Annotated in this window: 11 protein-coding genes; 3 read left to right on the top strand and 8 right to left on the bottom strand. The window is 53.0% G+C overall.

Annotated features, from left to right (window positions below):
- Positions 1-94: 94 nt before the first annotated feature.
- From QZ310_RS09370 to QZ310_RS09350, 5 genes are all read right to left on the bottom strand, one after another.
- Positions 95-1,606, bottom strand: coding sequence for a UxaA family hydrolase (locus QZ310_RS09370; protein ID WP_297072245.1), 1,512 nt, complete (start codon positions 1,604-1,606; stop codon positions 95-97).
- Between the two features lie 12 nt (positions 1,607-1,618).
- Positions 1,619-3,109 (bottom strand): tagaturonate reductase, encoded by a 1,491-nt coding sequence (locus QZ310_RS09365; RefSeq protein WP_297072244.1) that lies wholly within the window; start codon positions 3,107-3,109, stop codon positions 1,619-1,621.
- 87 nt (positions 3,110-3,196) lie between these two features.
- Positions 3,197-4,162: a pectinesterase family protein gene (locus tag QZ310_RS09360; protein ID WP_297072243.1), complete on the bottom strand. Its 966-nt coding sequence runs from the start codon at positions 4,160-4,162 to the stop codon at positions 3,197-3,199.
- A 15-nt stretch (positions 4,163-4,177) separates the two neighbouring features.
- Positions 4,178-5,869: a glycoside hydrolase 43 family protein gene (locus tag QZ310_RS09355; RefSeq protein WP_297072242.1), complete on the bottom strand. Its 1,692-nt coding sequence runs from the start codon at positions 5,867-5,869 to the stop codon at positions 4,178-4,180.
- 319 nt (positions 5,870-6,188) lie between these two features.
- Complete coding sequence (locus QZ310_RS09350) at positions 6,189-7,664, bottom strand: glycoside hydrolase family 28 protein (protein WP_297072241.1); 1,476 nt, start codon at positions 7,662-7,664, stop codon at positions 6,189-6,191.
- A gap of 921 nt (positions 7,665-8,585) precedes the next feature.
- Here QZ310_RS09350 and QZ310_RS09345 point away from each other — a divergent pair.
- Genes QZ310_RS09345 through QZ310_RS09335 form a run of 3 tightly spaced genes read left to right on the top strand, consistent with a single transcriptional unit; the run spans position 8,586 to position 16,250 of the window.
- Positions 8,586-11,810 carry a TonB-dependent receptor gene (locus QZ310_RS09345; RefSeq protein ID WP_297072240.1) on the top strand — a complete coding sequence of 1,075 codons (3,225 nt, stop codon included), beginning with the start codon at positions 8,586-8,588 and terminating at the stop codon, positions 11,808-11,810.
- Between the two features lie 40 nt (positions 11,811-11,850).
- Positions 11,851-13,860, top strand: coding sequence for a RagB/SusD family nutrient uptake outer membrane protein (locus tag QZ310_RS09340; RefSeq protein ID WP_297072239.1), 2,010 nt, complete (start codon positions 11,851-11,853; stop codon positions 13,858-13,860).
- A 53-nt stretch (positions 13,861-13,913) separates the two neighbouring features.
- Positions 13,914-16,250, top strand: a complete 2,337-nt coding sequence (locus tag QZ310_RS09335; RefSeq protein WP_297072238.1) for a hypothetical protein — start codon at positions 13,914-13,916, stop codon at positions 16,248-16,250.
- 301 nt (positions 16,251-16,551) lie between these two features.
- On the opposite strand, the gene QZ310_RS09330 is transcribed toward QZ310_RS09335, so the two are convergent.
- From QZ310_RS09330 to QZ310_RS09320, 3 genes are all read right to left on the bottom strand, one after another.
- Positions 16,552-18,840: a fibronectin type III domain-containing protein gene (locus QZ310_RS09330; protein ID WP_297072237.1), complete on the bottom strand. Its 2,289-nt coding sequence runs from the start codon at positions 18,838-18,840 to the stop codon at positions 16,552-16,554.
- 27 nt (positions 18,841-18,867) lie between these two features.
- The gene (locus tag QZ310_RS09325; RefSeq protein WP_297072236.1) at positions 18,868-20,940 is read right to left on the bottom strand and encodes a RagB/SusD family nutrient uptake outer membrane protein; all 2,073 of its coding nucleotides are present in this window, start codon (positions 20,938-20,940) and stop codon (positions 18,868-18,870) included.
- 33 nt (positions 20,941-20,973) lie between these two features.
- The coding region (locus tag QZ310_RS09320) for a SusC/RagA family TonB-linked outer membrane protein (protein WP_297072235.1) at positions 20,974-23,699 on the bottom strand (2,726 nt) is incomplete at its 5' end.

Genomic DNA, 23,699 nt, shown 5'->3' with positions numbered 1-23,699 from the left:
GCCGGACCGTGAAGGTGAAATTTAAGGTCGTTGAAGTCGGTTGGCTTAACGACCTTAAATTTGTTGTATCCTTAAAGGGCTTTGGAATGGATTATCAGAGTGTCACACCATTCTTGAAGATGGAGATTTCGTGGATGCCGCTCTTTTCGGAGTTCACTTCCTCGCCGGATGCTACTTTGAGAACGTAGGCGATGAAGTCGGCAAGCACGTCGGCCATGGTGCTGTCCTCGGCGAGACGTCCGGCGTTGAAGTCGATCCAGGTGGGTTTGCGCTTTGCAAGACCTGAGTTGGTCGATACCTTCATAGTGGGGACGAATGTGCCGAAGGGGGTACCGCGACCGGTGGTGAAGAGCACCATCTGGCAACCTGCTGCGGCGAGGGCGGTGGAAGCGACGAGGTCGTTGCCGGGAGCCGAGAGGAGGTTGAGGCCGTGGTTGTGGATGCGTTCGCCGTATTCCATCACACCGAAGACGGGGCTCTTGCCTGACTTCTGGGTGCAGCCGAGGGCTTTTTCCTCAAGGGTGGAGATACCGCCTGCCTTGTTGCCGGGCGAGGGGTTCTCGCCTACGGGTTCACCGTGGCTGAGGAAGTATTCCTTGAAGTTGTTGATGAGCGATACGGTTTCGCCGAGAAGCTCGTTGTCGGCGCAGCGGCGCATGAGGATGGTTTCGGCACCGAACATCTCGGGAACTTCGGTGAGCACGGTGGTGCCACCCTGCTGTTCGCAGAGCCAGTCGGAGAATTCGCCGAGGAGAGGGTTGGCTGTGATGCCGGAGAAGCCGTCAGAGCCACCACACTTCAGACCGATGCGGAGCTTGGAAGCGGGCTGTTCGGTGCGCTTGAAGTTGCGGGCCTGGTTGTAGAGGTCGCGGAGGATGGTGAGACCGGCCTCAACTTCGTCGCCCTCGACTTCCTGACATACGAGGAATTTCACGCGGGTGCGGTCGTAGTCGCCACAGAATTCTTCGAAGACCTTGGGCTGGTTGTTCTCGCAGCCGAGACCGATGACGAGGACACCACCTGCGTTGGGGTGGAGCACCATGTCGCGGAGAATCTTCTTGGTGTTCTCGTGGTCGTCGCCGAGCTGTGAGCAGCCGTAGTTGTGGGGGAAGGCGAAGATGCCGTCTACTCCTTCAGCCTTTGTCTCGGCGTTGAGGCGGTCGACAATCTGCTTGGCGATGCCGTTGACGCAACCTACTGTCGGGATGACCCAGATTTCGTTGCGGATACCGACCTGACCGTCGGGACGCTCGTAGCCCATGAAAGTGGCTTCGGTGCCTTTGTTGGCTGCACCGGGAGCTTCGGGCGAGGGATTGTCGATGGTGATGTCGGAATAGTCGAGCTGACCTTCAAGATTTGTCTTGATGTCGTTGTGGTCGAGGAATGCACCACGCTTCACCTCATGGCGGGTATGGCCGATGGGGAAGCCGTATTTGATGACGTTCTCACCGTCGGCGATGTCGCGGAGGGCAAACTTATGGCCTGCGGGGATGTCGCTGACGAGGGTGATTTCGTCACCGTCGACGTTGACAGTCGTCCCCGCGGCGAGCGGATTGATGGCGACTGCAACGTTGTCGGCGGGATTGATTTTAAGAAAGTCCTTCATTCGGGCCTTGGATTATGCTTCAACAACTTCTTTAACGGTCTCAAGCATACCCTTCTCCTGGATGGAGTTGAGATACTCGGTGACGAGGTCGGTGAGACCGGGGATGGCGTTGAGGTCGCCGTGTTCTTCGCCCCAGATGAGATCCTTGGCAGCGAGTACGCCTTCAGCAACCTTGCGGGTGTCGCCGGTAGCCCAGAGTTCGGTGAGGAGATCCATGATTTTCTGGTCGTCCTTCGGAACGATTTCGGTACCGTCTTCGCGCTTGCCACCTTTATAATAAGTGATGAGGGCAGCGAGACCGAGCACGAGACCCTTGGGAAGTTCGCCCTTGCGCTCGAGGTAAGTCTTGAGGCCGGGGAGGTCGCGGGTCTGATATTTCGGGAAGGAGTTGAGCATGATTGAAGTCACCTGGTGGTCAACGTAGGGGTTGTTGAAACGTTCGAGAACGTCGCTACCGAACTTCTGGAGCTCTTCCATGGGGAGGTTGAGGGTCTGCATGAGTTCGTCGAACTGCACCTTGTGGATGTATTTGCCGATTACGGGGTGGTTGCAGGCATCGCGCACGATGTTCACGCCGCTGAGGAAGGCAACGGGCGAGAGGACAGTGTGCGGGCCGTTGAGGAGGGTAACCTTACGCTCGTGGTAGGGAGCCTCAGAATCGGTGATGAGCACTTCGAGACCGGCCTTTTCAGCGGGGAATTCGGCGCGGAGCTGCTCGATGGAGATGTTGGAAGCACGTTCGATGACCCAGAGGTGGAAAGCTTCGCCTTGAACGACGATGTTGTCCTTGTAGCCGAGTTTTTCCTGGATTTCGTTGATTTCCTTGCGGGGGAATCCGGGAACGATGCGGTCAACGAGGGTTGCGCAGACGTAGCAGTAGGTGTTGAACCAGGTCTTGAATTCCTCGTAGTCGCCGTCGAACTGGTCTTTCCAGAGTTCGATGTACTTGTTGATGATTTCCTTGAGGTGGTGGCCGTTTTCAAAGATAAGCTCGCAGGGCATGATGATGAAGCCCTTGTCAGCAGCGCCGTTGAAAGTCTTGAAACGACGGTAGAGGAGCTGGGTGAGCTTGCCGGGATAAGAAGCGGCGGGACGGTCCGAAAGCTTGCATTCGGGGTCGAAGGCGATACCGGCCTCAGTGGTGTTTGAAATGACGAAACGCATCTCGGGCTGGTCGGCGAGAGCGAGGAAGGCGTCAAATTGGGTGAAGGGGCTGAGACCGCGCGAGATGACGTCGATGCGGGTGAGCGAGTTCACTACCTCACCGTTGAGGCGGCCCTGGAGATTGACGTGATAGAGGCAATCCTGGCCTTCGAGAAGCTGCATTACAAATGCATCGGGTGTACCCTGAATGGCAACGACTGAAGAGTTGAAGTCAGTCTTGTCGTTCATGTTCTTGATGATCCAGTCAACAAATGCGCGGAGGAAGTTGCCTTCGCCGAATTGGATGATTCTTTCAGGTGCCACTGCCTTGGGAGCGGTGAGTTTGTTTAAAGCTTTCATGATTAAATTGTATAGTGATTTGATTAGTTATTGGTAAGATTAAGATGTAAAGGAGAGAATTGATGAGGAGGGGAATTGATGATTACGTCAATCAGCAGGATTCCAGCCGGTTGTCACTGCAAAGACCTCGGTGGTGTCGAGGCAGGCGGCAGCATCCTTGTCGCTGACCTTCATGGCCCAATTGACACGTCCGGTCTGCGAGCCGCCTTCGCCGCGCGAACCATACTCGCCGTAGCGGGCGGTGCGCTCGTTGTCGGTGTTGTTCCAGTTGTGCCAGCCTTCGGGACGGATGTGCTTGCCCATGTCGCAGTTGATGAACACGGTGTGGGCGTAGGGACGCCAGGGCCGGCCCAGGTAGACTTTCTTCACATCGTCGGCGGCGGTGAGCTTGCAATTGTCGAAGATGTAGCCGAATTTCACGTCCTCGGGTGTCGAGGCGGCGGTGATGTAGGAGTCACGCTTGCTGAAAATCTCGCAGTCCTTGAAATAGACTGTCGCGGGGCCGAATATGAAATCGGTTGTACCCTCAATGTAGCAGTCGGCGAAGTAAAGGCGGGAGTTCTTTCCACCTGTAAAGATGGTGTCCTGATTGCCGAGGAAACGGCAGTTTATGAAGCGGATTTTGTCGCCTTCGGTGTGGAGAGCCACTGCCTGACCGAGCTGCGGGGCATTGTTCTCGATGGTGAGATTCTTGAAAAGGATGTCGGAGGCATCGACCTTGACGGTATATGTGCGGAAGGTGCCCATCTTGTCAATGTTTGCGTGATGGTCGAAGGTGATGACAGTCTTTTCGGGGCTTTCACCGATGAAGCTCACGTTCTTAAGCCAGGAGGGGATGACGATTTTCTCCTTATAGATTCCGTCGGCAATATGGACGGTCACTTCGTAGTCCATATAGGCTCGGATTCCTTCAAGGGCTTCGGTGATTGTAGTGTAGTCGCCGGAGCCGTCCTGATTGACGTAAATCTCACGCTTATACTCGGCTGCCGCGGCACCGAGCGAACTGCCGATGCCTGCAAGCAGCAGAATAAGGGATATGATTCGGATTTTCATTTTCAGAACAGATGATTATTTTGTGATTCTGAACCAGTCGACGTCGAGCCAGCCGCTGTCGTTGCTCTCCCAGTCGCGGACACAGAAGAGACCGACTTTCGAGCCGATCCAGTGGCCGGAGGTGAGCTTGAGAGGTTCGCCGAACTCGGTGAATTTCTTGCCGTCGAAGCTGTAGGAGAACACAGCCTGACCCTTGAAATCATCCTTTTCCTTAGGATTCTTCGGACCGATGTTCTTGACGGTGACGCGGAGATAGAGGGGCTTGTCGCCGTCGATTTTCACGGCCTTGATTTCCTTCTCTTCCTTACCCTTGTTGGCGCTTTCGGCCATGACTTCAGTCAGATAGATACCGTCGGCGCGGCTGTTGATTGCGATTGCGCCGTAGTTGTAGCCCATGACTGCGAGACCTGCGCGCTCACCGGCATCAATCTTGCCGTTGCGCTTGCGGGGATGGAACTGCACCTTTGTGGTAGCGGTGAAGTTCTCGGCAGGGAATTTCTGGAGCAGGAGGTTGGATGCGTCGTAGAGGCGGGGGCTGTCGGTGGTCTTCTGGGAGAAGAGGCGGAGTGTTCCGGTGTTGGCTTCGCAGAAGTGCCAGAGGGCGTTGGGATTGCCCTTCCACTGCCACTGGAGACCGAGTGTGGTCGAGTCGAATTCGTCGCTTTCAACGGGGTTGACGGCGGGATAGGTCTTGCCGACGTTGGGCTTGCGGTATTTCATGACAGGCTCGCCGCGGCCATCGCCGTCGGGGTCAACACCGATTACGGGCCAACCGTCGTTGTTCCAAGTCATTGGCTGGAGATGAACCACACGGCCGTAAGGGCCTTTGTCCTGGAAGTGGAGGAACCAGTGTTCCTGACCGTCAGGGGTGTCGACCCATGCACCCTGGTGAGGGCCGTTGACGGGAGTGTTGCCCTGATCCATCACATTGCGCACTTCGTAGGGGCCCCAGGGGCTCTTCGAGCGGAGCACTTCCTGCCATCCGGTGGCAACGCCTCCGGCGGGTGAGAAGATGTAGTACCAATCGCCTACCTTATACATTTTTGCGCCCTCGATGGTCTCGTTCTCGATGTGGCCGTCGTAGATGACGCGGTCCTGACCGATTGTCGATTTTCCGTCGGGGGTCATTTCAATCATTCCGAGGATGCTCTTGACTCCGGCGCGGCTTCCGGCATAGCCGTGGGCAATGTATGCCTTGCCGTCCTCGTCCCAGAAGGGGCAGGTGTCGATGACGCCCTTGGCCTTATAGACGTGTACGAGGGGTTCCCAGGGACCTGCGGGATTCTTGGTCTTGGTCATGAAGATGCCGAGGTCGGGGTCGCCGTAGTAGATGTAGAATTCGCCGTTGTGGTAGCGGATAGAGGGCGCCCACACATGGTTGCCGTGGCTGGGGTCGGGGGCTGCCTGTGCATATTCAGGCATTTCGGCGATTGCGTGGCCGATGAGTGTCCAGTTGACGAGGTCCTTCGAGTGGAGGATGGGCAGACCGGGGATGTCGCAGAAGCTGGATGCGGTCATGTAGTAGTCGTCACCTACGCGAACCACGTCCGGGTCGGAGTAGTCGGCGTTGATGACGGGATTCTTGTATTGTCCGTTACCGAGGTCGGGTGACCATACCTGAGAGATGTAGGGCTTGCTGTCGGCCATAGCTCCGAGCGAGAAGGCCGCTGCAAGGGTAAGAAATGTGATTCGCTTACTTAGATTCATGTCGTTAAAAAAGTCATTATAACCTTCAACGGCCCGGATTACCGCCGATATACGGTGTGAGCTACTAATTCATAGTAAATTAGCCGTTTAGGGTAAGTTTTTGAAAGTTATAGATTTAAGTATGGTAAATTTCTCCCAAAGTTAATGATTTTCCGTTAGAATTCAACAAACTTTTAAAATAATTAACGATTTGGGGATTTTAATAATGAAAAAATTGTCAAAAAGCAATAACAACAATGAGGGAACAGCATTGATGTCTGTTCCCTCATGAATGTAAAAGTTGAAAAAGCGGTGAGTGCGGAGCGGTCTCCGCTGCCGTTTATTTTACGAGTTTGCCGTTGATATACAGATTGTTGAACTTGACGTTCTTTGTGAGGCCCGAGATGGAGTTACCGTCTGAGGTCACGCCGTCGAAGTGGCAGTTGTCAACGTTGATGTTGTCGATGTTGCAGATTTCCTTGAAGCCCTCAATCATCACGCCATATTTGCTCTTCTTGCAGGTGATGTTGTCGAGCCATACGTTCTTGACGGTCGGGGGGAAGCTGCGGTCGCAGAGCTCTTTGGGCTCATAGACGAGGTTGATTTTCAGCACTGATTCCTTGCATTGGCCGACCTCCACGTTGCGCACATAGATGTCCTCGATGACACCGCCGCGGCAGGCGTTGGTCTTGATGCGGACCACGCGGTCAAGCTCGGGGCTGTCCATGACGCAGTTCTCAAGGAAGAGGTTCTTGAAACCGCCGGAGATTTCACTGCCGACAACGATACCGCCGTGGCCGTTCTTCATCTGGCAGTTGCGGACGATGATGTTTTCAGAGGGGATGCCCTGTTCGCGTCCGTCGCGGTTACGTCCGCTCTTGATAGCGATGCAGTCGTCGCCGGTGTCGAAGTAGCAGCCTTCGATGAGCACGTTCTTGCACGATTCGGGGTCACAGCCGTCGCCGTTGGGGCCGTCGTTCTGGATGTGGACACCCTTGACGGTGAGGTTCTCGCAGAGGAGGGGGTGGATTACCCAGAAGGCGGCGCGGAGGAGTGTCACATCCTCGATGAGCACGTTCTTGCACTCCACGGGGTTGACGAGCTGCGGACGCATACCGTAGCCTTCGCCGAGGATACGCTTTTCAACGGGCACACCGTTCTCGTTCCATTCCTGGAGGAGGGGACGGCCGATTTTCTGAGTGATAGGTCCTTCGACATAGCCACGCTTACCGCTCATTTGCCACCAGTTTTCGTTGGATGCACCGCCGTCGACCGTGCCTTTGCCGGTGAGGGCGATGTTCTCCTGCTTATAGGCGTAAATCATCGGCTGATAGTTGTAGCAGTCCATGCCTTCCCAGCGGGTCTTGACGATGGGGTATTGCGATGTGTCGTCGGTGAAGAGGAGGGTGGCACCCTCTTCGAGATGGAGGTTCACGTTGCTCTTGAGGGTGATGGGGCCTGTGAGCCATGTGCCCTTGGGGATGATGACGCGGCCGCCACCTTCGCTTGAACAAAGGTCAATCACCTTATTAATAAGCTCGGTGTAGAGGAAGCCTTTGGTCTTTGATTTCTTTCCGTAGTCGAAAATCTTGTAGTCCTTGTCTCGGAAAGTAGGAGCCTGGATTGATTTTTCGATCTGAGGATAGAGGGTTGCCCACGCTTCCTTAGCGTCAAGACTTTTGGCAGTGCAGCAAGATTTCTTGGCTTTGCAGCACTCCTTCTTGGCTCCTTGCTTGCAGCAATCCTTGGGAGCGTCCTGCGCGAAGCCCGAGAGACCGATGCAGAGAGCGGCGGCAATCATTGCAAATTTCTTCATGGTGGTCTGTTATTGTTTGATTGGTTATGAATGTCGTCACCTTGCAGGCTGTGGTGCGGGAGAAAATCATCCCCCTTAGTGTAGGCCGACAGAAGACCCTGAAAAGGGCCGAAGCCTGCGTGTCGGCCTACAAAATTAGCAATACCCTTCCAAACTGCCAACTGACATTGCGAAGAATTATTTAATGTTAACAATTATGTTGTTTTTCATCCATTTGGTGTTGGTAAAAATGGTCAATGACACCAATTGGCTGATGAAATTGCGAATAGATTTTAAAATTAAATAAAATTTTGCTAAGATATTAAAACATTCTAAATTAGCTCAGAAAATTTGCATGTTTCCGAGAGAATTGGTAATTTTACAATCGAAAACAAAAACACACACAGCATCAACTCTGATTACACCAATTGAAGAATGCACTTTTCGTATTTCTTACAATGTTTTTCAGTCATAATTTTCCACCTTATAAATAAGGGTTCACAATTATCGAAAAGCCGGTCGATGACCGCCATCCGAACTAAAGACCAAATGTCTGAAAACACACATACTGACTTTTATTGATCCCGGCCTCTGTGCCATCCTTCTGATCTCCCCTCCCGACCTTTATCTGAACATTCCCCTCTTTTAACAGACTGTTCCGTAGGCCAATCATGCGATCTGCCGATTCATTTTCTCTATGAACCGACGGCCCTTTTTCGGCCCGAATCCAATCAACTGAATTTAGAAACCGACAAAACACACCCAACTTTCACAAACCTTTTGAAACGGTAATAGCTTCCAAGGCTAACCACTATCATATCAATCATTTAATTTGCATGAAAGAAATCTTAATTTATTATTTTGAAACACAACATGAAAGACTTGATCGTAAGTCGTAGTCAATGGCTGCGCCACCCTTCCTTTGCAGTGCAATGGAAAACCATGCTAATCTTGTTGGTGCTTTGCGTGGGCTTCAAAGCAAATGCCCAGAACCTTACCGTCAACGGTACGGTCATCGACAGCACCGAAGAACCTATGATTGGAGCTACCGTCCAAGTTGATGGCACTAACAATATAGTGGTTACTGACCTCGACGGAAACTTTACCCTTAAGAATGTTGCTTCCAACGCCACTCTCGTGGTGACCTACATCGGCTACAAGACTGAGAAAGTCGCCGTCAACGGTCAGAGCAACCTCACAATCACTCTCACTGAAGATTCTGAATCACTCGACGAAGTGGTAGTCATCGGCTACGGTGGCACTCGCGCCCGCCGCGACCTCACCGGCTCGGTAGGTTCGGTCTCCGGAGCGAAACTTTCAGCGGTCCCCGTGACCTCAGCGGCTGTAGCCCTTCAGGGTAAGGTCGCAGGTGTGCAGGTGACCACGGTCGACGGTCAGCCCGGTGCCGACATCAACATCCGCGTCCGCGGTGCGACGTCAGTGACCCAGTCCAACGACCCTCTCTACATCGTCGATGGTTTCCAGACCGACAACATCAACGACATTCCCCCGAGCGACATCCAGAGCATCGACATCCTCAAGGATGCCTCCCTCACCGCCATCTATGGTGCGAAGGGTGGTAACGGTGTAGTCATCGTGACAACCAAGTCGGCTCAGGAGGGCAAGACCCAGGTGTCGTTCAACGCCCAGGGTTCTGTCAGCCATATCTCCAAGAAGCTCGAGCTTATGGATGCCTATGATTTCGTGAACTACCAGTGGGACTATGCCACCGGACGTTCGACCCGTAACTCACAGACCCGTCTGTTCCGCTACAACTTCGGTAACCCGCAGGACATGGACCTCTACAAGCAGGCCCGCACACATGACTGGCAGGATGAAGTGATGGGCAACAATCCCTTCTCATATTCTACCAACGTATCAATCGGTGGCGGCAATGAAAAGACCCGCTTCAACGTATCGCTCACACAGTCTGACGATGAAGGTATCATCATGGGCACAGGCGTCCGCCGTACCAACATCCTTACCAAACTCCAGACCAAGATTCTTCCCAACCTTACCCTCCAGTACAATCCCAAGATGTCATATCGCCGTGACGAGGGTGCAGGTGGCGACAACGTGGGCACAGGCGGTATCATCGACGTGCTCCGCTACCGCCCGACCAACGGTATCCGCGAACGCGACGGCGCATGGTGGCCCGCAGAGACCATCGACCCGGACCAGGAGAAGATTTTCGAATACACCAACCCTGTATCCGACATCAAGACAAACGTGCGCAAGCGCCACTCCTACACCATCGCCAACCAGGCCTCTCTCGAATGGAAACCCATCGACGGTCTGACTCTCCGCACCGAAGGTGTCTATACCATCCAGTTCAAGGACGACAAGCGTTTCTGGGGCCGTCACACAGCCGAAGGTAAGAAGCACAACTCAAACCCTGTCGCTTCAATCGAAAAGATTCAGACTAACTCCTACACCTGGACCACGACCGCATCCTACGACTGGACCATCAAGGACAAGAACAACTTCTATGCCCTCGCAGGTTTCGAACTCTACGACAAGCAGTCGCAGTCGACCTATCAGAAGAACCGCTACTTCCCCGACAACATCTCGGCCGACAAGGCTCTCAACAACATGGGTCTCGGTTCTCCCTACCAGTCGACTTCCGAGCTTGGAACTCCCAACCGCACGACCTCATACTTCGGTCAGCTCAACTACAATTATGACCACAAGTATCTCCTCTCCGCAACCTTCCGTGCCGACGGTTCCTCGATGTTCGCTCCCGGCAACCAGTGGGGCTACTTCCCCTCAGTCTCAGGTGCATGGGTCGTGTCAAGCGAGGACTTCATGAAGGACTTCACCTGGCTCACCGAACTTAAGCTCCGTGCCGCAATCGGTAAGGCCGGTAACAATAACATCGATGCCGACATGTGGCGTTACCTCTATCAGACCAACACCACCGGAGGTCCGGCCTTCGGCGAGACAGGCGGTGCCAACGACGGCAACCTCTGGTATGGTCCCGACAAGTATCTCCCCAACCCCGACCTCAAGTGGGAAACCACCCTTACCCGCAACTTCGCGATTGACCTCTCTCTCTTCAACGGCCGTCTGCGCATCACTCCGGAATACTACTGGAACACCACTTCCGACCTTATCTACAAGGCCGACATCCTCTCTACCGTGGGCTACACCCAGCAGTATCAGAACATCGGTCAGGTGACCAACCGCGGTTTTGAAATCGCAATCAGCGGCGACATTCTCCGTGGCAAGGACTACTCGCTCTCAGCCAACTTCAACCTTGGCGCAAACAAGATGGTGGTCGACAAGCTCACAGGCGACAACAAGTATCTCTACGATACCCACAGCCGCTCTAAGGACGGAGGCTACAACTATCGCCTCGAAGTGGGCGGTGAGGTAGGTCTGCTCTACGGTTTCGTCTACGACGGACTCTACTCGACCGACGAGTTCTACTATGATGTCCCCAAGGCAACCTACTATCCCAAGGAAGGAACTGTCAGCATGGACAATATCTTTGACAATTCCCAGTCAGGCGCTCCGACCCTCCCGGGCAAGCCCAAGTTCAAGGACCTCAATGGCGACGGTGTCATCGACGATCATGACCGCACAGTCATCGGACGCACTACTCCCCGCCTCCAGGGTGGTTTCGGCCTCAACGGTCAGTGGAAGAATTTTGACTTCAACGCCAACTTCACCTACTTCCTCGACTTCGATGTCTACAACGCCACCGCCTACTATCTCTCGTCGTCAATCGACAACAAGAATACCTTCAAGAACGTGCTCGGCGCATTCTCCGACCGCTGGCGCTACGCTGACGGCTCCGAATGTCTCTACGGCAACACCTGGATGCAGGGTGCCTACGACCGCTACCTCGCGATGAACCAGGGCCAGACCCGCTGGAACCCGATGGATCTCAACAAGGACGTCACCATGAGCTACTTCGTTGAAGACGGATCGTTCCTCCGCTGTACCGACATCACCCTCGGCTACAACGTCCCGCAGAACTTCATAAACAAGGCCGGCATGTCGAAGCTCCGCTTCTATGCTTCTGTCACCAACCCCTTCATCATCACCAACTACACCGGTTATGACCCTGAAGTGGATGTCCAGAGCGGTCTCACTCCTTCATTCGACTTCAACCGCTATCCCCGTAGCCGCAGCTATGTGTTCGGTCTGAATGTCACTTTCTAAGACATAAAAATCTATATACCTCTTTTACGAAGAAGAAAAAATGAAATTACGCAATATATTCTTAACCGGTCTCTCGGCGGTTGCCTTCGCTTCCTGCTCCGACTATCTCGATGTCGATGCCCCGTCGAAGAATGATCCCGAATATGTGTTCTCTGACAAGAAGGAGATGCGCAATGCTCTCAACGGTGTCTATGCGGCCATGCTAAACAATGAGACCTACGGACAGAATTTCATCGAGAAACTCTCGTTCAACACCGATGTCGAATTCAAGATTCTCGACAGTGAGTTCGCATCATCGTCGGCCTACCAGCGCTATGAGTGCGACCCCGACGGCGGTGACATCAAAAAGGCATGGGATGCCCTCTACACAGGTATCGAACGCGCCAACATGCTCATCGACGGTATCGAGAATGCTGTCATCTATGATGAGGAAGACTCTGAACTGATGCAGATGCTCGGTGAGGTCAAGGTGCTCCGCTCGATTTTCTATCATGACCTCGTGTGGTACTTCGGCGATGTTCCCTATTCCCTCCTTCCCTCCTACAAGAGCCCGGAGAAAATCTATTCGGTCGGTGACCGCACCCAGATTCTCTCGGATCTCATCGAGGATCTCAAGGGGATTGCATCGAAGATGCAGCTTTCGACCGCCCAGTCGTTCTCCGACGGTCCGCAGCGCATCTCGAAGGACATGGCATGGGCGATGATCGCCCGTCTGGCAATGACCGCCGGCGGCTATTCGCTCCGTCCCGAGGGTGGTGAGTTCGGAACCATGAAGCGTCCGGACAATTACAAGGAATTCTATGCCACCGCAGCCGAGTTTTGCGACTCAGTGGTGATGAAGACCAACCATAGCCTCTCGAAGCCCTACCATGAAGTGTTTGTCGGCAACTGCAACTATGACTACACTCCCGGCGACGATGTCATCTGGGAAATCCCCTTCGGAACCCTCTCATCAGGCAACGTGGGCTATATCCACGGTCCGAAGATGGACAACCAGTCCGGCGTGACCACCCACTCCTGGGGCAAGGCATCGAGCTCGGCTCAGCTCAACGCTCTCTACCGCTTCCTCTTCGATGAGGACGACGTGCGCCGCGACTTCGTGAACCAGCTCTTCGGCTACAACAACCAGGGTGAGGCTCAGCTCAACAACAGCCGCACGAACTACAACGGCAAATGGTCGAAACTCTGGAACAAGAACGGTCTCGGTTCAGCCACCGAAGGCAACACCGGCTTCAACTTCCCCTACATGCGCTATGCCGATGTCCTCCTCATGTCGGCCGAGGCTGAGAACGAACTCAACGGCCGTCCGACCTCGAAGGCAATCGAGCGCTACGAGCAGGTGCGTCAGCGCGCTTTCCCGACCGCTCCCTCCAAGGCTGCCTACACCGGTGGCATGGACCACGATTCCTTCCTCAAGGCTGTCCTTGACGAACGCAAGTTTGAGTTCGCAGGTGAGAACATGCGCTGGCGTGACCTTGTCCGCAACAACATGCTCAACGAGCAGCTCTACTGGACATTCTTCCGCTACTATGCAGCGGCTGACCGTGGAAGCGGCTACGACGAATTCGTCGGTGAATTTGATTTCGGTGACGGTTCTATCTACAACAGCAAGTGGATGAACTCGCTCTACTATCTCAATAATGTCCCCAACAATGATTATTATTCAGTAAGCAAGTTCCCCCAGCAGTCGCCCAATGTCCGTGTGGTCTACATCGTGAATCCCTACCGTCTCCCGGCTTCCGGCGACGAGAAGATAAAGATAAAGGTCGACGGCAAGGACCAGACCGTGGCACGCGCCGACTACATGAACTGGTTTGACGAGAACAACTCCCGCCCGACCGCCCACTTCCTCTACTCGCTCCGTGGCTACATCACCTTCGACGGTGGCATGATCAAGATAAATGACAACGGCAACTATGTCAACGCTCCCGATCCCTCGAGCTACCCGACCGTAGAGCAGCTTCCGGCAGTGCGCTACATCCTTCCTTATCCGCGTGCGGTCATCACACGCTCCCAGGGTAAATATGTCAACAAATACGGTTACAGATAACATCAATTTTTTTCAAAACCCAACTCCTAAATCTAAATCATCAGACTCATAATATGAAAAAGACACTATTATACTGCCTGACCGCCATCATCGGCCTCGGATTCGCTTCCTGTAAGGACGACGATGAGATCATGGGGCCCGCAAATCCTGCGGAAGACTATAACCGTATGCCGATGACCATGTTCCGTCTGGAGGAGAACACCAATGTCTCCGACGACCCCTACGGAATGCGTGTGCTCACCGAAGAACTCAACTCCGTCATCCTCGCATGGTATGGCGTTTCGGGTGCCGCAGGCTATGAAATCAAGTTCGGACCCGAAGCGGGTCTGACCTCAGGCCTCGAAGAGCATTGGACCGACACTTCGCGCCTCTATCAGTGGCCCGACGGGAGCTACTCGAAGATTGTTCCCGCCGATCAGCTAACCCTCCGCATCGACGACCTCGAATATGAGCAGGGCTATCGTTTCGCAATCCGTGTGCTTCACCCCGACGGCAATGAGTCGCGCCACTCCAAGTGGTATGGCATGGGCAATGGCCGCGAGTGGGCCGAGCAGGCAGGTCTTGTGACCGAACCCCGCTACGCCACTCCCAAGATGGTCAAGGCCGACATTGCCGAGAGCAACGATGCCTTCATCGTGAGCATCGACATCAATGTCTTTGACCATGTGAAGGAACTCGCCACCAAGGAATCGGAATATCAGTCGATTTTCGAGGATTTCAAGAAGAACTTCGATTTCGTGCAGGACGGCACCCAGAACGACATGGCTACCGCCAAGTTCAAGGTCGACAAGCTCGTCATCACCCCCTCCAAGGATACTCCCGATGCAAGCATCGAGTCGAAGTGGCTCGACTATACTCTCCAGCCCACTGATTTCAAGGACGGTGTCGCAACCTTCCGCGTCGGCGGTCTTACGATGAACGCCAAGTATGAGATTAATGCTATCAACGTCTCGAAACCCGCGATTGTAGATGCCCGCTACAACTCAATCAGCAAGCCTATCTATGGTGATCCCGGTGCTCCCATCCTCATCGAGCACAAGGTCTGGGCCAAGGATCCCATCCCCGGCGCTGTTGAATACAATGCATGTCCCCTCGACACCGTCATCGGTCAGTTTGCCAACAATGTGCGTCTCGCCGAAGGTCAGGTCTTCTATCTCGAAGGTGGTAAGGCTTACTACTTCTATGAGAATCCCGTGATTGCAAAGGGCTTCACTCTCGCCACCAACCCCGACGATGTGGCTCTTGGAAAGCGTGCGACTGTATACCTCGGCGGCATCGGTGTACGTCTTGACGAATACGGTGCGGAAACTGCCGAACTCAACACTTCCAACTTCATGTTTGGCCGTCAACGTCAGGCAGGCGAGTCGGACTTCCCCATCGAGGTTGGCTCGGTAATCTTCGAGAACATTGATTTCGACTGTCCCAAGGCCACCAACTTCGGCCATCAGGAGACCGGCGTGGCTTCGGCTTCCGGCAACTATTTCGCCAACATGTACTCCGACGGTATGGAAGTCGTGTTTGAGTCGCTCGAAATCCGCAACTGTTCTTTCCAGCGTATGATCCGCGGTTTCCTCCGTGTTCAGGGCAAGAAAGACAAGACGTTCAAGAAAATCGTTGTCGACGGCAACCTCTTCTACAACTGCGGTTACTATGACAACAACGGTCGTGGCTATGCATGGATTGCCGGTGACGGCGCGAAGACCACCTCAAACATCTTCTGCGATTTCTCATGGACCAACAACACCATGTATGACTCTCCCCGCACTGCCCTCATCTCGGACAACGACAAGGACATCAACTATGCCGACAACGTGAAGTGGAACATCCGCATCGAAGGCAACACCTTCATCAACTTCTCCACCCGTTCTTCGGGTCGCAACTTCTTCCAGACCCGCTACGTTCCCGGTGGTTCATACTACTCTTTCCGTCGCAACCTGATTGTACTCGCCCGCGACGCTGCCGATGAGCGTTCAATCTATCAGACCGGTGCCGACATCCGCACGGTCAAGGGTAGCGGTGAGTTCTCCTTCAATGTCTCGGACAACTACTCTGTGGGTTGCACCGAGAGCCATGACAAGGACGACAAGATCTTCACCGGTTCGCAGTTCTCAAACTCGAAGAATTCATTCGGTGCCGCCACTTGGAATCCCGGTAACCTCGGTTCGAAGGATGACCTGAAGGTGAAGGCTCTCACCGACGACAACGGCCAGGCTCTCCGCGCTACTGATCTTTTCACCAGCCCGAATCCTGTCCACTCGGCCTACGATGCTGCCCGTCCGCATCCGTCGGACCACGAGGCTCCTGCCGACATCCACAATGCTCTCCGTTACCGCACTCTCCCCTCGGTAATCGTCGAGAAGAACATCGGCGACCCCCGCTGGCGCAACTGATTGCAATGACCCATACCGGTGATGCCGGTCGTCACCGGAACCGATGAGGTTCACCCGCTGAACCCATCCGCACTCATTCTCCCTCTTCAACCCCGCCTCCGCCCCACCGGGCAGAGGCGGGGTAATTTTTTTTGGTGGGGGAAGGGATATTTCCTTTTAGTCTTATATCCTTTTATGACTGTATCAACTATGGTGCAATAAAAACTCAGGCCGGCTCCGGGAGTGGAGTCGGCCTGAGGCTTTTGGATAGATGTCCGATATTTAATTTCAGTCAAATATAGTAGACATCATTTTTTCGAGATTAGTACCAACGGGGGTCACCGATGCGCTTCTGATAAATCTCGTGAGACTGAACCTTGGCATCAGAGCCGCGGACCTTAAGAGCCTCGAAGATGTTATCGGGAGCCGCATGGTCTTCCCTGTGGGGATTAGCCTTGCTGTAGTTGGTACGCTTCGGGTTGGGAGCCTGGAAGAATTCATCGGCACGGAGCGGAGTTGCACCGGTCTTAACGACGAGGTCAGATGCATCGCCGGAAACAAGGCCGGGAGTCCAATCCCACTTGTCGCCGATGGAGTTCTTCTTGGCCGAGAAGCCGGCTGAGGTGAAGATACCGTCGTCCTTCATGTGGGCGTCACGCGAACCGAGCGAATAGTTGTCCTTGAGATCCCATGTCACATTGGCTGCACCGGCGATACTGCGGAAGTCACAGCCGGACTGGTTGAGTTCGCGAGTATCATTCTTGTCAGATGCAAGAACGATGAGGTTGTTCTTGAATGTGATTTTCGAATCATTGGGCATGAAACGGAATTCGAAGAGCATACGGCCTGACGAGCGGGTCGAGAAGTTGATGAACGTACAGTTCTCGATAGCGATGTTGAAGTGGATGTCATCGCCCCAGAGAAGGTCCTTGTTGTTGTCAGAGAGGAGGGCGTGGCGCGGAGAATCGTAGAATGTGCAACGACGCATCTGGAAATCATTGTAGAGATTTGATTTCGCATTGTTACCGTCACCTGCAAACCAGGAGTAACCGCGACCGTTGTTGTCATAGTAGCCCTGATTGTAGAAGAGACAGTCCTCGATAAGGATCTTCTTGAAGATTTTGTAGCGGGGACCCTGCACACGGAAGAAGCCACGGGTAAAGCCCTGGAATGTACAGTTCTTAAGCTGGAACGATTCAAATGACACGGCAAGACCGCCTGAGTACATGTTGACGAAGTAGTTACCGGTAGCGCTGCCGTCGCCAAAGTTGCGGGCAAGAGGACACTGGAAGTCAATGCCTTCGAAAATGACGTCGCCGATTTCGATAGGAGCATCAACGTCGCCTGCTTCCTTGTTCTTACCAAGCACCCAGTTTCCGGTCACGGGGTTGCCACCCTTAAGGGAGATACCGCCGAGATAAACAACGGCACGCTTGCCTGCTGCGAGGTCGTCGGGATGTGTGGCGAGGGTGAAGCCTTTCTGCACGAGGGGGTTACCTGTAGTGTAGTAGTTGTGTCCACCACGGAGATAGTAAACCTGGCCTTCTGCAATCTCATTTGAGTTTACAAAGTTGGTGATGATGGTGTCAATACGTGTTGCATTGTACTCTACTGCACCGGGAATTGTGTCATTGGGGTCAACGATAGGCTCGATGATGATTGGGTCACCGGGGTCACCCTTGGTGCGGACAAAAACCTGATTGTATTCAGCATCGATGTCGGTGCTGATAGTTTCACCTGACATGTTTGTATAGGTGAACATGCGTGAATCATTGCGGAGGGTGATGTAGTATCCGCAGTTTTCGTCAAGACCGGTAAGGCGGATCTCGCCGGCAGCCTTTTCCTCATCTGTCAGTGTACGGAGACCATTGACAAATCCGTCAGGCATCTTGGCATTCGGATTAAAAGGAGCGGGTTTGACTACGATTGTGCTGACAACGAAATTGCCGTTGTTATCGACATCGAAGCGGTTCTTGATGTAGTCGGGGTTGGGTGTGCCGTCCTCAAGAGTCTCCATGAGGTCTGACGATGAATAGTCCTTGGCATCAAAAGCGAGCTTATAAGTAAAGGTAACTTCATGGTAATCCTTTTCCTTCTGTCCGCAGATACCGGGAGTGGTGTAGCGGTCATCAGTCTTGATACCGCAGTAATCCTCCCATTCGCGGCCACCGCCGAGTCCATACCATTCAGAGTGATGGCCTTCACCCTTGGGCGAAAGTACACGGATGATAAAACGGTAGTCGGTGCCATAGTTAAGGTTGGGAATCTCAACGTGGGTCACGTCCGGACCTACGATAAAGGATTCAACAATCTTTGCAGGATCATTCCAGTCCTCAAGAAGACCGGTGTTGAGGTTCTCCGCATAACGGATCTCATAGCCTGCAGCCCCTTGAATACCGAACCAGTGGAGTTGGACAGTATTTCTTGTCTTGGGGACAAGTTTTGAAGAATAATCGTCGTTCTCCGGCTTTACATTAGTGGTATGCTCGGATCTGAACATTGTTCTTGGCATTCGGTCCAGATCTACCGGTGAGAAATTTACATCGTCGTCCTTACACGAAGTTGCACCAAGAGCAACGAGAAGCGTAAGAGCATATATGAATTTTTTCATTGTTCTTTAGTTATTCAAGGTTGTGAGTTACTTATAACCGTATTTGTTCTCATAGCGTCCCTGAGAGCGGCTGATAACCGCACGGGGGATAGGAAGAATGTAACGGATGACGGGAAGATTGGTGCGGTTGGGGAAGGAAGCGAGATCTCGCGAATCCATGGCGAAACGGCCATTGTCATTAATCATGACGACACCGCCTGCACCGTTTTCGTCGCCTTCATCGGGAGTCATATAGATATAACCGCGGAGCGAGAAACGGAGATCGTTGCGGATTGAACCTTCCTTAGACCATTCAATGATATCCTGGCGGACATCTCTGAGACCCATAGCATTGACTTCTGAAGACGACATTGTCTTGTAAGGATTAAGGATACGGCATATTTTGACATCCTGATTGGGGAACACGTTCTGTGGATATACCGGCATTTCAACCCCATCAACAGTCATCTTATTGTCAATTGAACGGATATTGTAGATGGTGAAAGGAACTTTGTCATAAGCCTCGTCATTGCCGTCAAAATCATAAGAGGCAACATGCGAGAGATTTGAAGACGACGATTCAGAAGCCTCGGCAAGAGAAATGTAACGGTAGAATGTCCAATAAACATTTTCTGCAAGAAGATCATGACGTACGAGGTCGCGCCAACGCATGTTTTCACCTGCGAACTCAAACTTGCGTTCATCAAGCACGAGCTTGCGGAAAGCATCCTCTGAGGTGCGGGCTGAGATATAGGGCTCAACAAGTTCAGGATTGTTGGGGAAAGCACGATGACGAACCTGAGCGACAGCTTCCATTGCTTTAGCTCCGGCAGGACCTCCCACACCATGTTCGATCTCATTGATAGCCTCAGCATACATGAGAAGCACGTCGGCGTAGCGCATGAAAGGGAAATTGATACCGGTCTTATCGGTAGTCTGGTTTCCGAGTCCACCTCTTACCCAAAGTTTCGACCATTTGCCGTTGGCTACGGTATAGGTATTGTCAAATATCGCATCGCCATTGGGGGCATCATACTCTGTGAGCTGGTTGATATAGTCGCGGCGGACATCGTTTTCGTTGAACATGAAACGATATGTGGCGTTAAGGCGAACATCAGACTTGGCCTCTCCATAGTTATGGGGAGTCTCGCTCTGATAGGAGTCCATCTTGGGGCCGTGGGCATAGCCTACGCGTCCGCTTGCTGTCTTTGCGAAAGGGATTTCCCAGATGACGTCATCGCCTGAAGCGGGGGCAAAGTTACATTCATCATAGAACACCTGATAGAATTCCTTGCCGAGACGATGTTTCTGTGAATCAATCACCTTCTGTGCATAGTCACGGGTGATGGCGTAATAGTCAAGATAGTTGTCATTCATGCGGACCATCTTGCCGTAGCTTTCACCGTCGGGACGGAGGGTATAGCCGGCGGCAGTCTGCGCGATGCGCGCGATCATAGCCCATGCCATTTCTTTAGAGATGCGTTCAACTCCATCTGAAAGTTCATCGGCAAACTTCATGTCGTCGGCAATTCCCTTAAGATCCTCGATGATATTGTCAAGGATTTCAGCACGGTCCATGATGGGATAGATCTTCTCGGTTGCAGTACGCGAAGAATTGAACGAGAAAGGAACGTCACCGAACATCCAGGTGAGGTCATGGTAGACGATGGCGCGTATCACCTTAGCCTCGCCAAGCATCTGGCGTATTTCAGCATATTCGGTCTCATCCTCCGGATTGTAGAGCGACGATGATTCGGTGCCCTCCACGAAGAGGTTGGCCAATTCGATGGTTGCATACTGCTGCTTCCATGTCGAGTTGATGTTTCCTCCGTCGGGGTCAGCATCGTAGCGATACCAGTTCGAACCTGAAAGGAATCGGCCGGAGTTGGTCTTGAAGTCAACGTCAGTGTTCATGACGTAGGTTGAGTACAGCTTGTCGCCATAGGTGTCGCTGCTCAGCATGGCAGTGTAGATACCGTTGAGGGCATTGTTCATCTCGGTCTTGTCGGAGTAAACATAGTCCGGGTCGTTCTTCGAAGGAGCATCAACGTCCAGATAGTCCGAGCATGAGGCAAGTGCCACTACCGAGAGACCTGTTAAAAATATATTGCGAAATTTCATTGTGATTATTCCGTAATTGGTATTATGATTTAATTAGAAGGTCACGTTAAGACCGAAAACGTAGCTACGTGAACGCGGGTAGCGGTTCATATCGTAGGAAGGAGTGAGGCCGCTCTGCACATCAACTTCGGGGTCATATCCGGAATAGCTGGTAATGATGAACGGATTGGTCACAGAACCGTAGACACGGAGCTTCGACATGCCGGCCTTGCTGATGATGTTCTGGGGAAGTGAGTAGCCGAGGGTGATGTCGGTACAACGGAGGAATGAACCGTCCTCAACGAAACGTGAAATGGTGTATTCCTTGGTGATGTCGGCGGGGTTCCATTCCTTGCGGTTGCCATTGATGTACTGATACATCTCATAGCCCCAGAGCTCTCTGTTTTCAGTCATGGGAACGCCTGAACCTTCGAAGTTGGTCCATGTGCCCTGAGTGTTGCCAAGCATGTGTTCCCAACGCTTCTCGACATCAGTGTAGGTCCAACGTGTGCCCTTGTTGAACGACGAGAGGACATTGTAGAAATTGTTCTTGTTGTTCATCGAGGATGACAGACGGTAGGCAGTTGCGTTGTAGACGTCGAAGTCAAGGAAGAAGGTGAAGTTGGCTGTGAAGTCAAAACCCTTATACTGACCGTTGAGGCCGAAACCACCCTGAAGTTTGGGAGTCGTGCGGCCGATGATGGTCTTGTCGTTCTGGTCAATCACGCCATCGCCGTTGAGGTCCTTGAATTTGGGCTTACCGGGCTGGGTCTGTGCGCCCTGGTCATTCGAGTTATACATATTGTCCATAAGTATTGTACCCGAGACGAGCTTGCCGTTCTCATCGAACACCTGGGGGATGGGATCGTAGGCAGACTTTGCTGCGTTGTAGGTGAATTCGTCAAAGCCATAAAGACCGTCGTAGACATAACCATAGATAAGACCTACTTCGCCACCGACTTCAAGACGGTAGTTGTTACCGGCGTCAGTGTTGGCGCGGGAGTGACGGAGTTCGAGGAAGTTTTCATCGCCTGTGAGCTTGTCGACCTTCATCTTGTTGGCACCGAGGTTGAAGTTGGCCGAGAGGACATAATCCTTACCACGGAGAATGTCGCCGTTGACAGAGATTTCAAAACCGCGGTTGGTCACCTGACCGATGTTCTGAAACTGCTTGCCATAGCCGATGGTGGTCAGCACGTCTGCCTCATAGATAAGGTCGGAGGTTGTGTTCCAGTAGTATTCCGGAGTGATACGCAGACGACCGTTGAAGAATGAAAGGTCGAGAGCGAAGTTGCGGGTGAGGGTAGTCTCCCACTTGATGTCAGGGTTGGGGAGATAGTTAGAGGTGTCGTAGTAGAGTTCACCATCAGGGTTCTCTGCAGATTCACCAAAGTTGGGACCACCTGAACCGTTGGAGGTGTAGAGATAACGCCACATGTCAGCTTTGATACGGTTGTTACCGGCCTTACCGATAGCAGCACGGAGCTTAAGTTCCGTGAGCCAGCTGAGATCCTTCATGAAATCCTCGCTTGAGATAACCCATGCACCTGAAACCGAGGGGAAGTAGCCCCACTGATGACCGGGAGCGAACATTGTCGAACCGTCGGCACGGAATGTAGCCGAGAGGAGATACTTGTGGTCATAGTTGTAGTTGAGCTGACCGAAGTATGAAGTGGTGCGGTCTGCAGTGCCGAGGCTTGATTCAGAAACCCAAGGCTTGCCGAGACCGAGATTGTGGATCGCCTTGTCAGCCGTGATTTCGCGGGGGAAATAACGGTTCTTCTGCGTAGTTGACTCACCCTGCTTGTGGTAAAGCTCGAAACCGACGAGAGCGTAGAAATTGTTCTTCTCCTTGATTGACCAATCGTAGGAAGCAGTTGTGGTCCACGTGTACTGTGTTGTCTGCTTCTTTTCAACCTGAGCGACGGGAAGAGTCTGGTTATCGCGACCGGTTTTAGTCAGGGGACCCCAGAAACGGTTGTCGTCGCTGAATGAGAATGTATAGTTGCCTTCGGTGCGGAGAGTAAGGTTCTGGATAGGCTTGAACTCGAGAGAAGCCTGGTTGGCAATGGTGTAAGCGTGCTTCTTACGCACATTTGTACGGATGTCGTTGACAGGGTTGGTGTATTCGAAGAGGGCTTCCTGGTCAGGGTCGGCTGCACCGGGAGTCCACGTGATACCACCGCCAAGTTCGCGGATACCGTTGGTCGGACGATAGCGGAGCACGTCGATGATACCGCCTGTGCCCACGTTGTCGCCACCTGCACCCTCGTCACGACGATACGAAATCTTAGGATTGTACTGGAGTGTGAGGTTGGGGAGAAGCTTGGTCTGGAGTTTGGTGTGGATGTTGGTACGGCGTACGCCTGAACCCATGATGATACCGCGGTCGTCAGACTGGGTGAACGAGATGTTATAGCGGGTCTTGTCGTTACCGCCACCGATAGAAAGGTTGGTCGAATAAGAGAAAGGATCATTACCCATCACCTCGTCCTGCCAATCGTGGGTGGGAGCGCTGCGATAGAGGTCAAGGTCACGGATGTTACCGAAGTTGTAGCGGAACAGACGGGCTGCGCTTGAAGATTTCGAACGACCGGTTGCGAAGTCCCACTGGTAATCTACGAATCCGTAGGCATCCAGAAGGTCAAGCTTCTTGGAAATGTGGCTGACAGAACCCTGAAGATTGAGCGAAACCTGAGTCTTGCCTTCCTGAGCGGACTTGGTTGTCACGATGACTACACCGTTACCACCCTTCGCACCATAGATAGCGGTGAGGGAGG

It is taken from the genome of uncultured Duncaniella sp. (genome assembly GCF_910577345.1).
Taxonomy (GTDB): Bacteria; Bacteroidota; Bacteroidia; order Bacteroidales; family Muribaculaceae; genus Duncaniella.
This window is presented reverse-complemented; position numbering and strand designations above follow the sequence as displayed.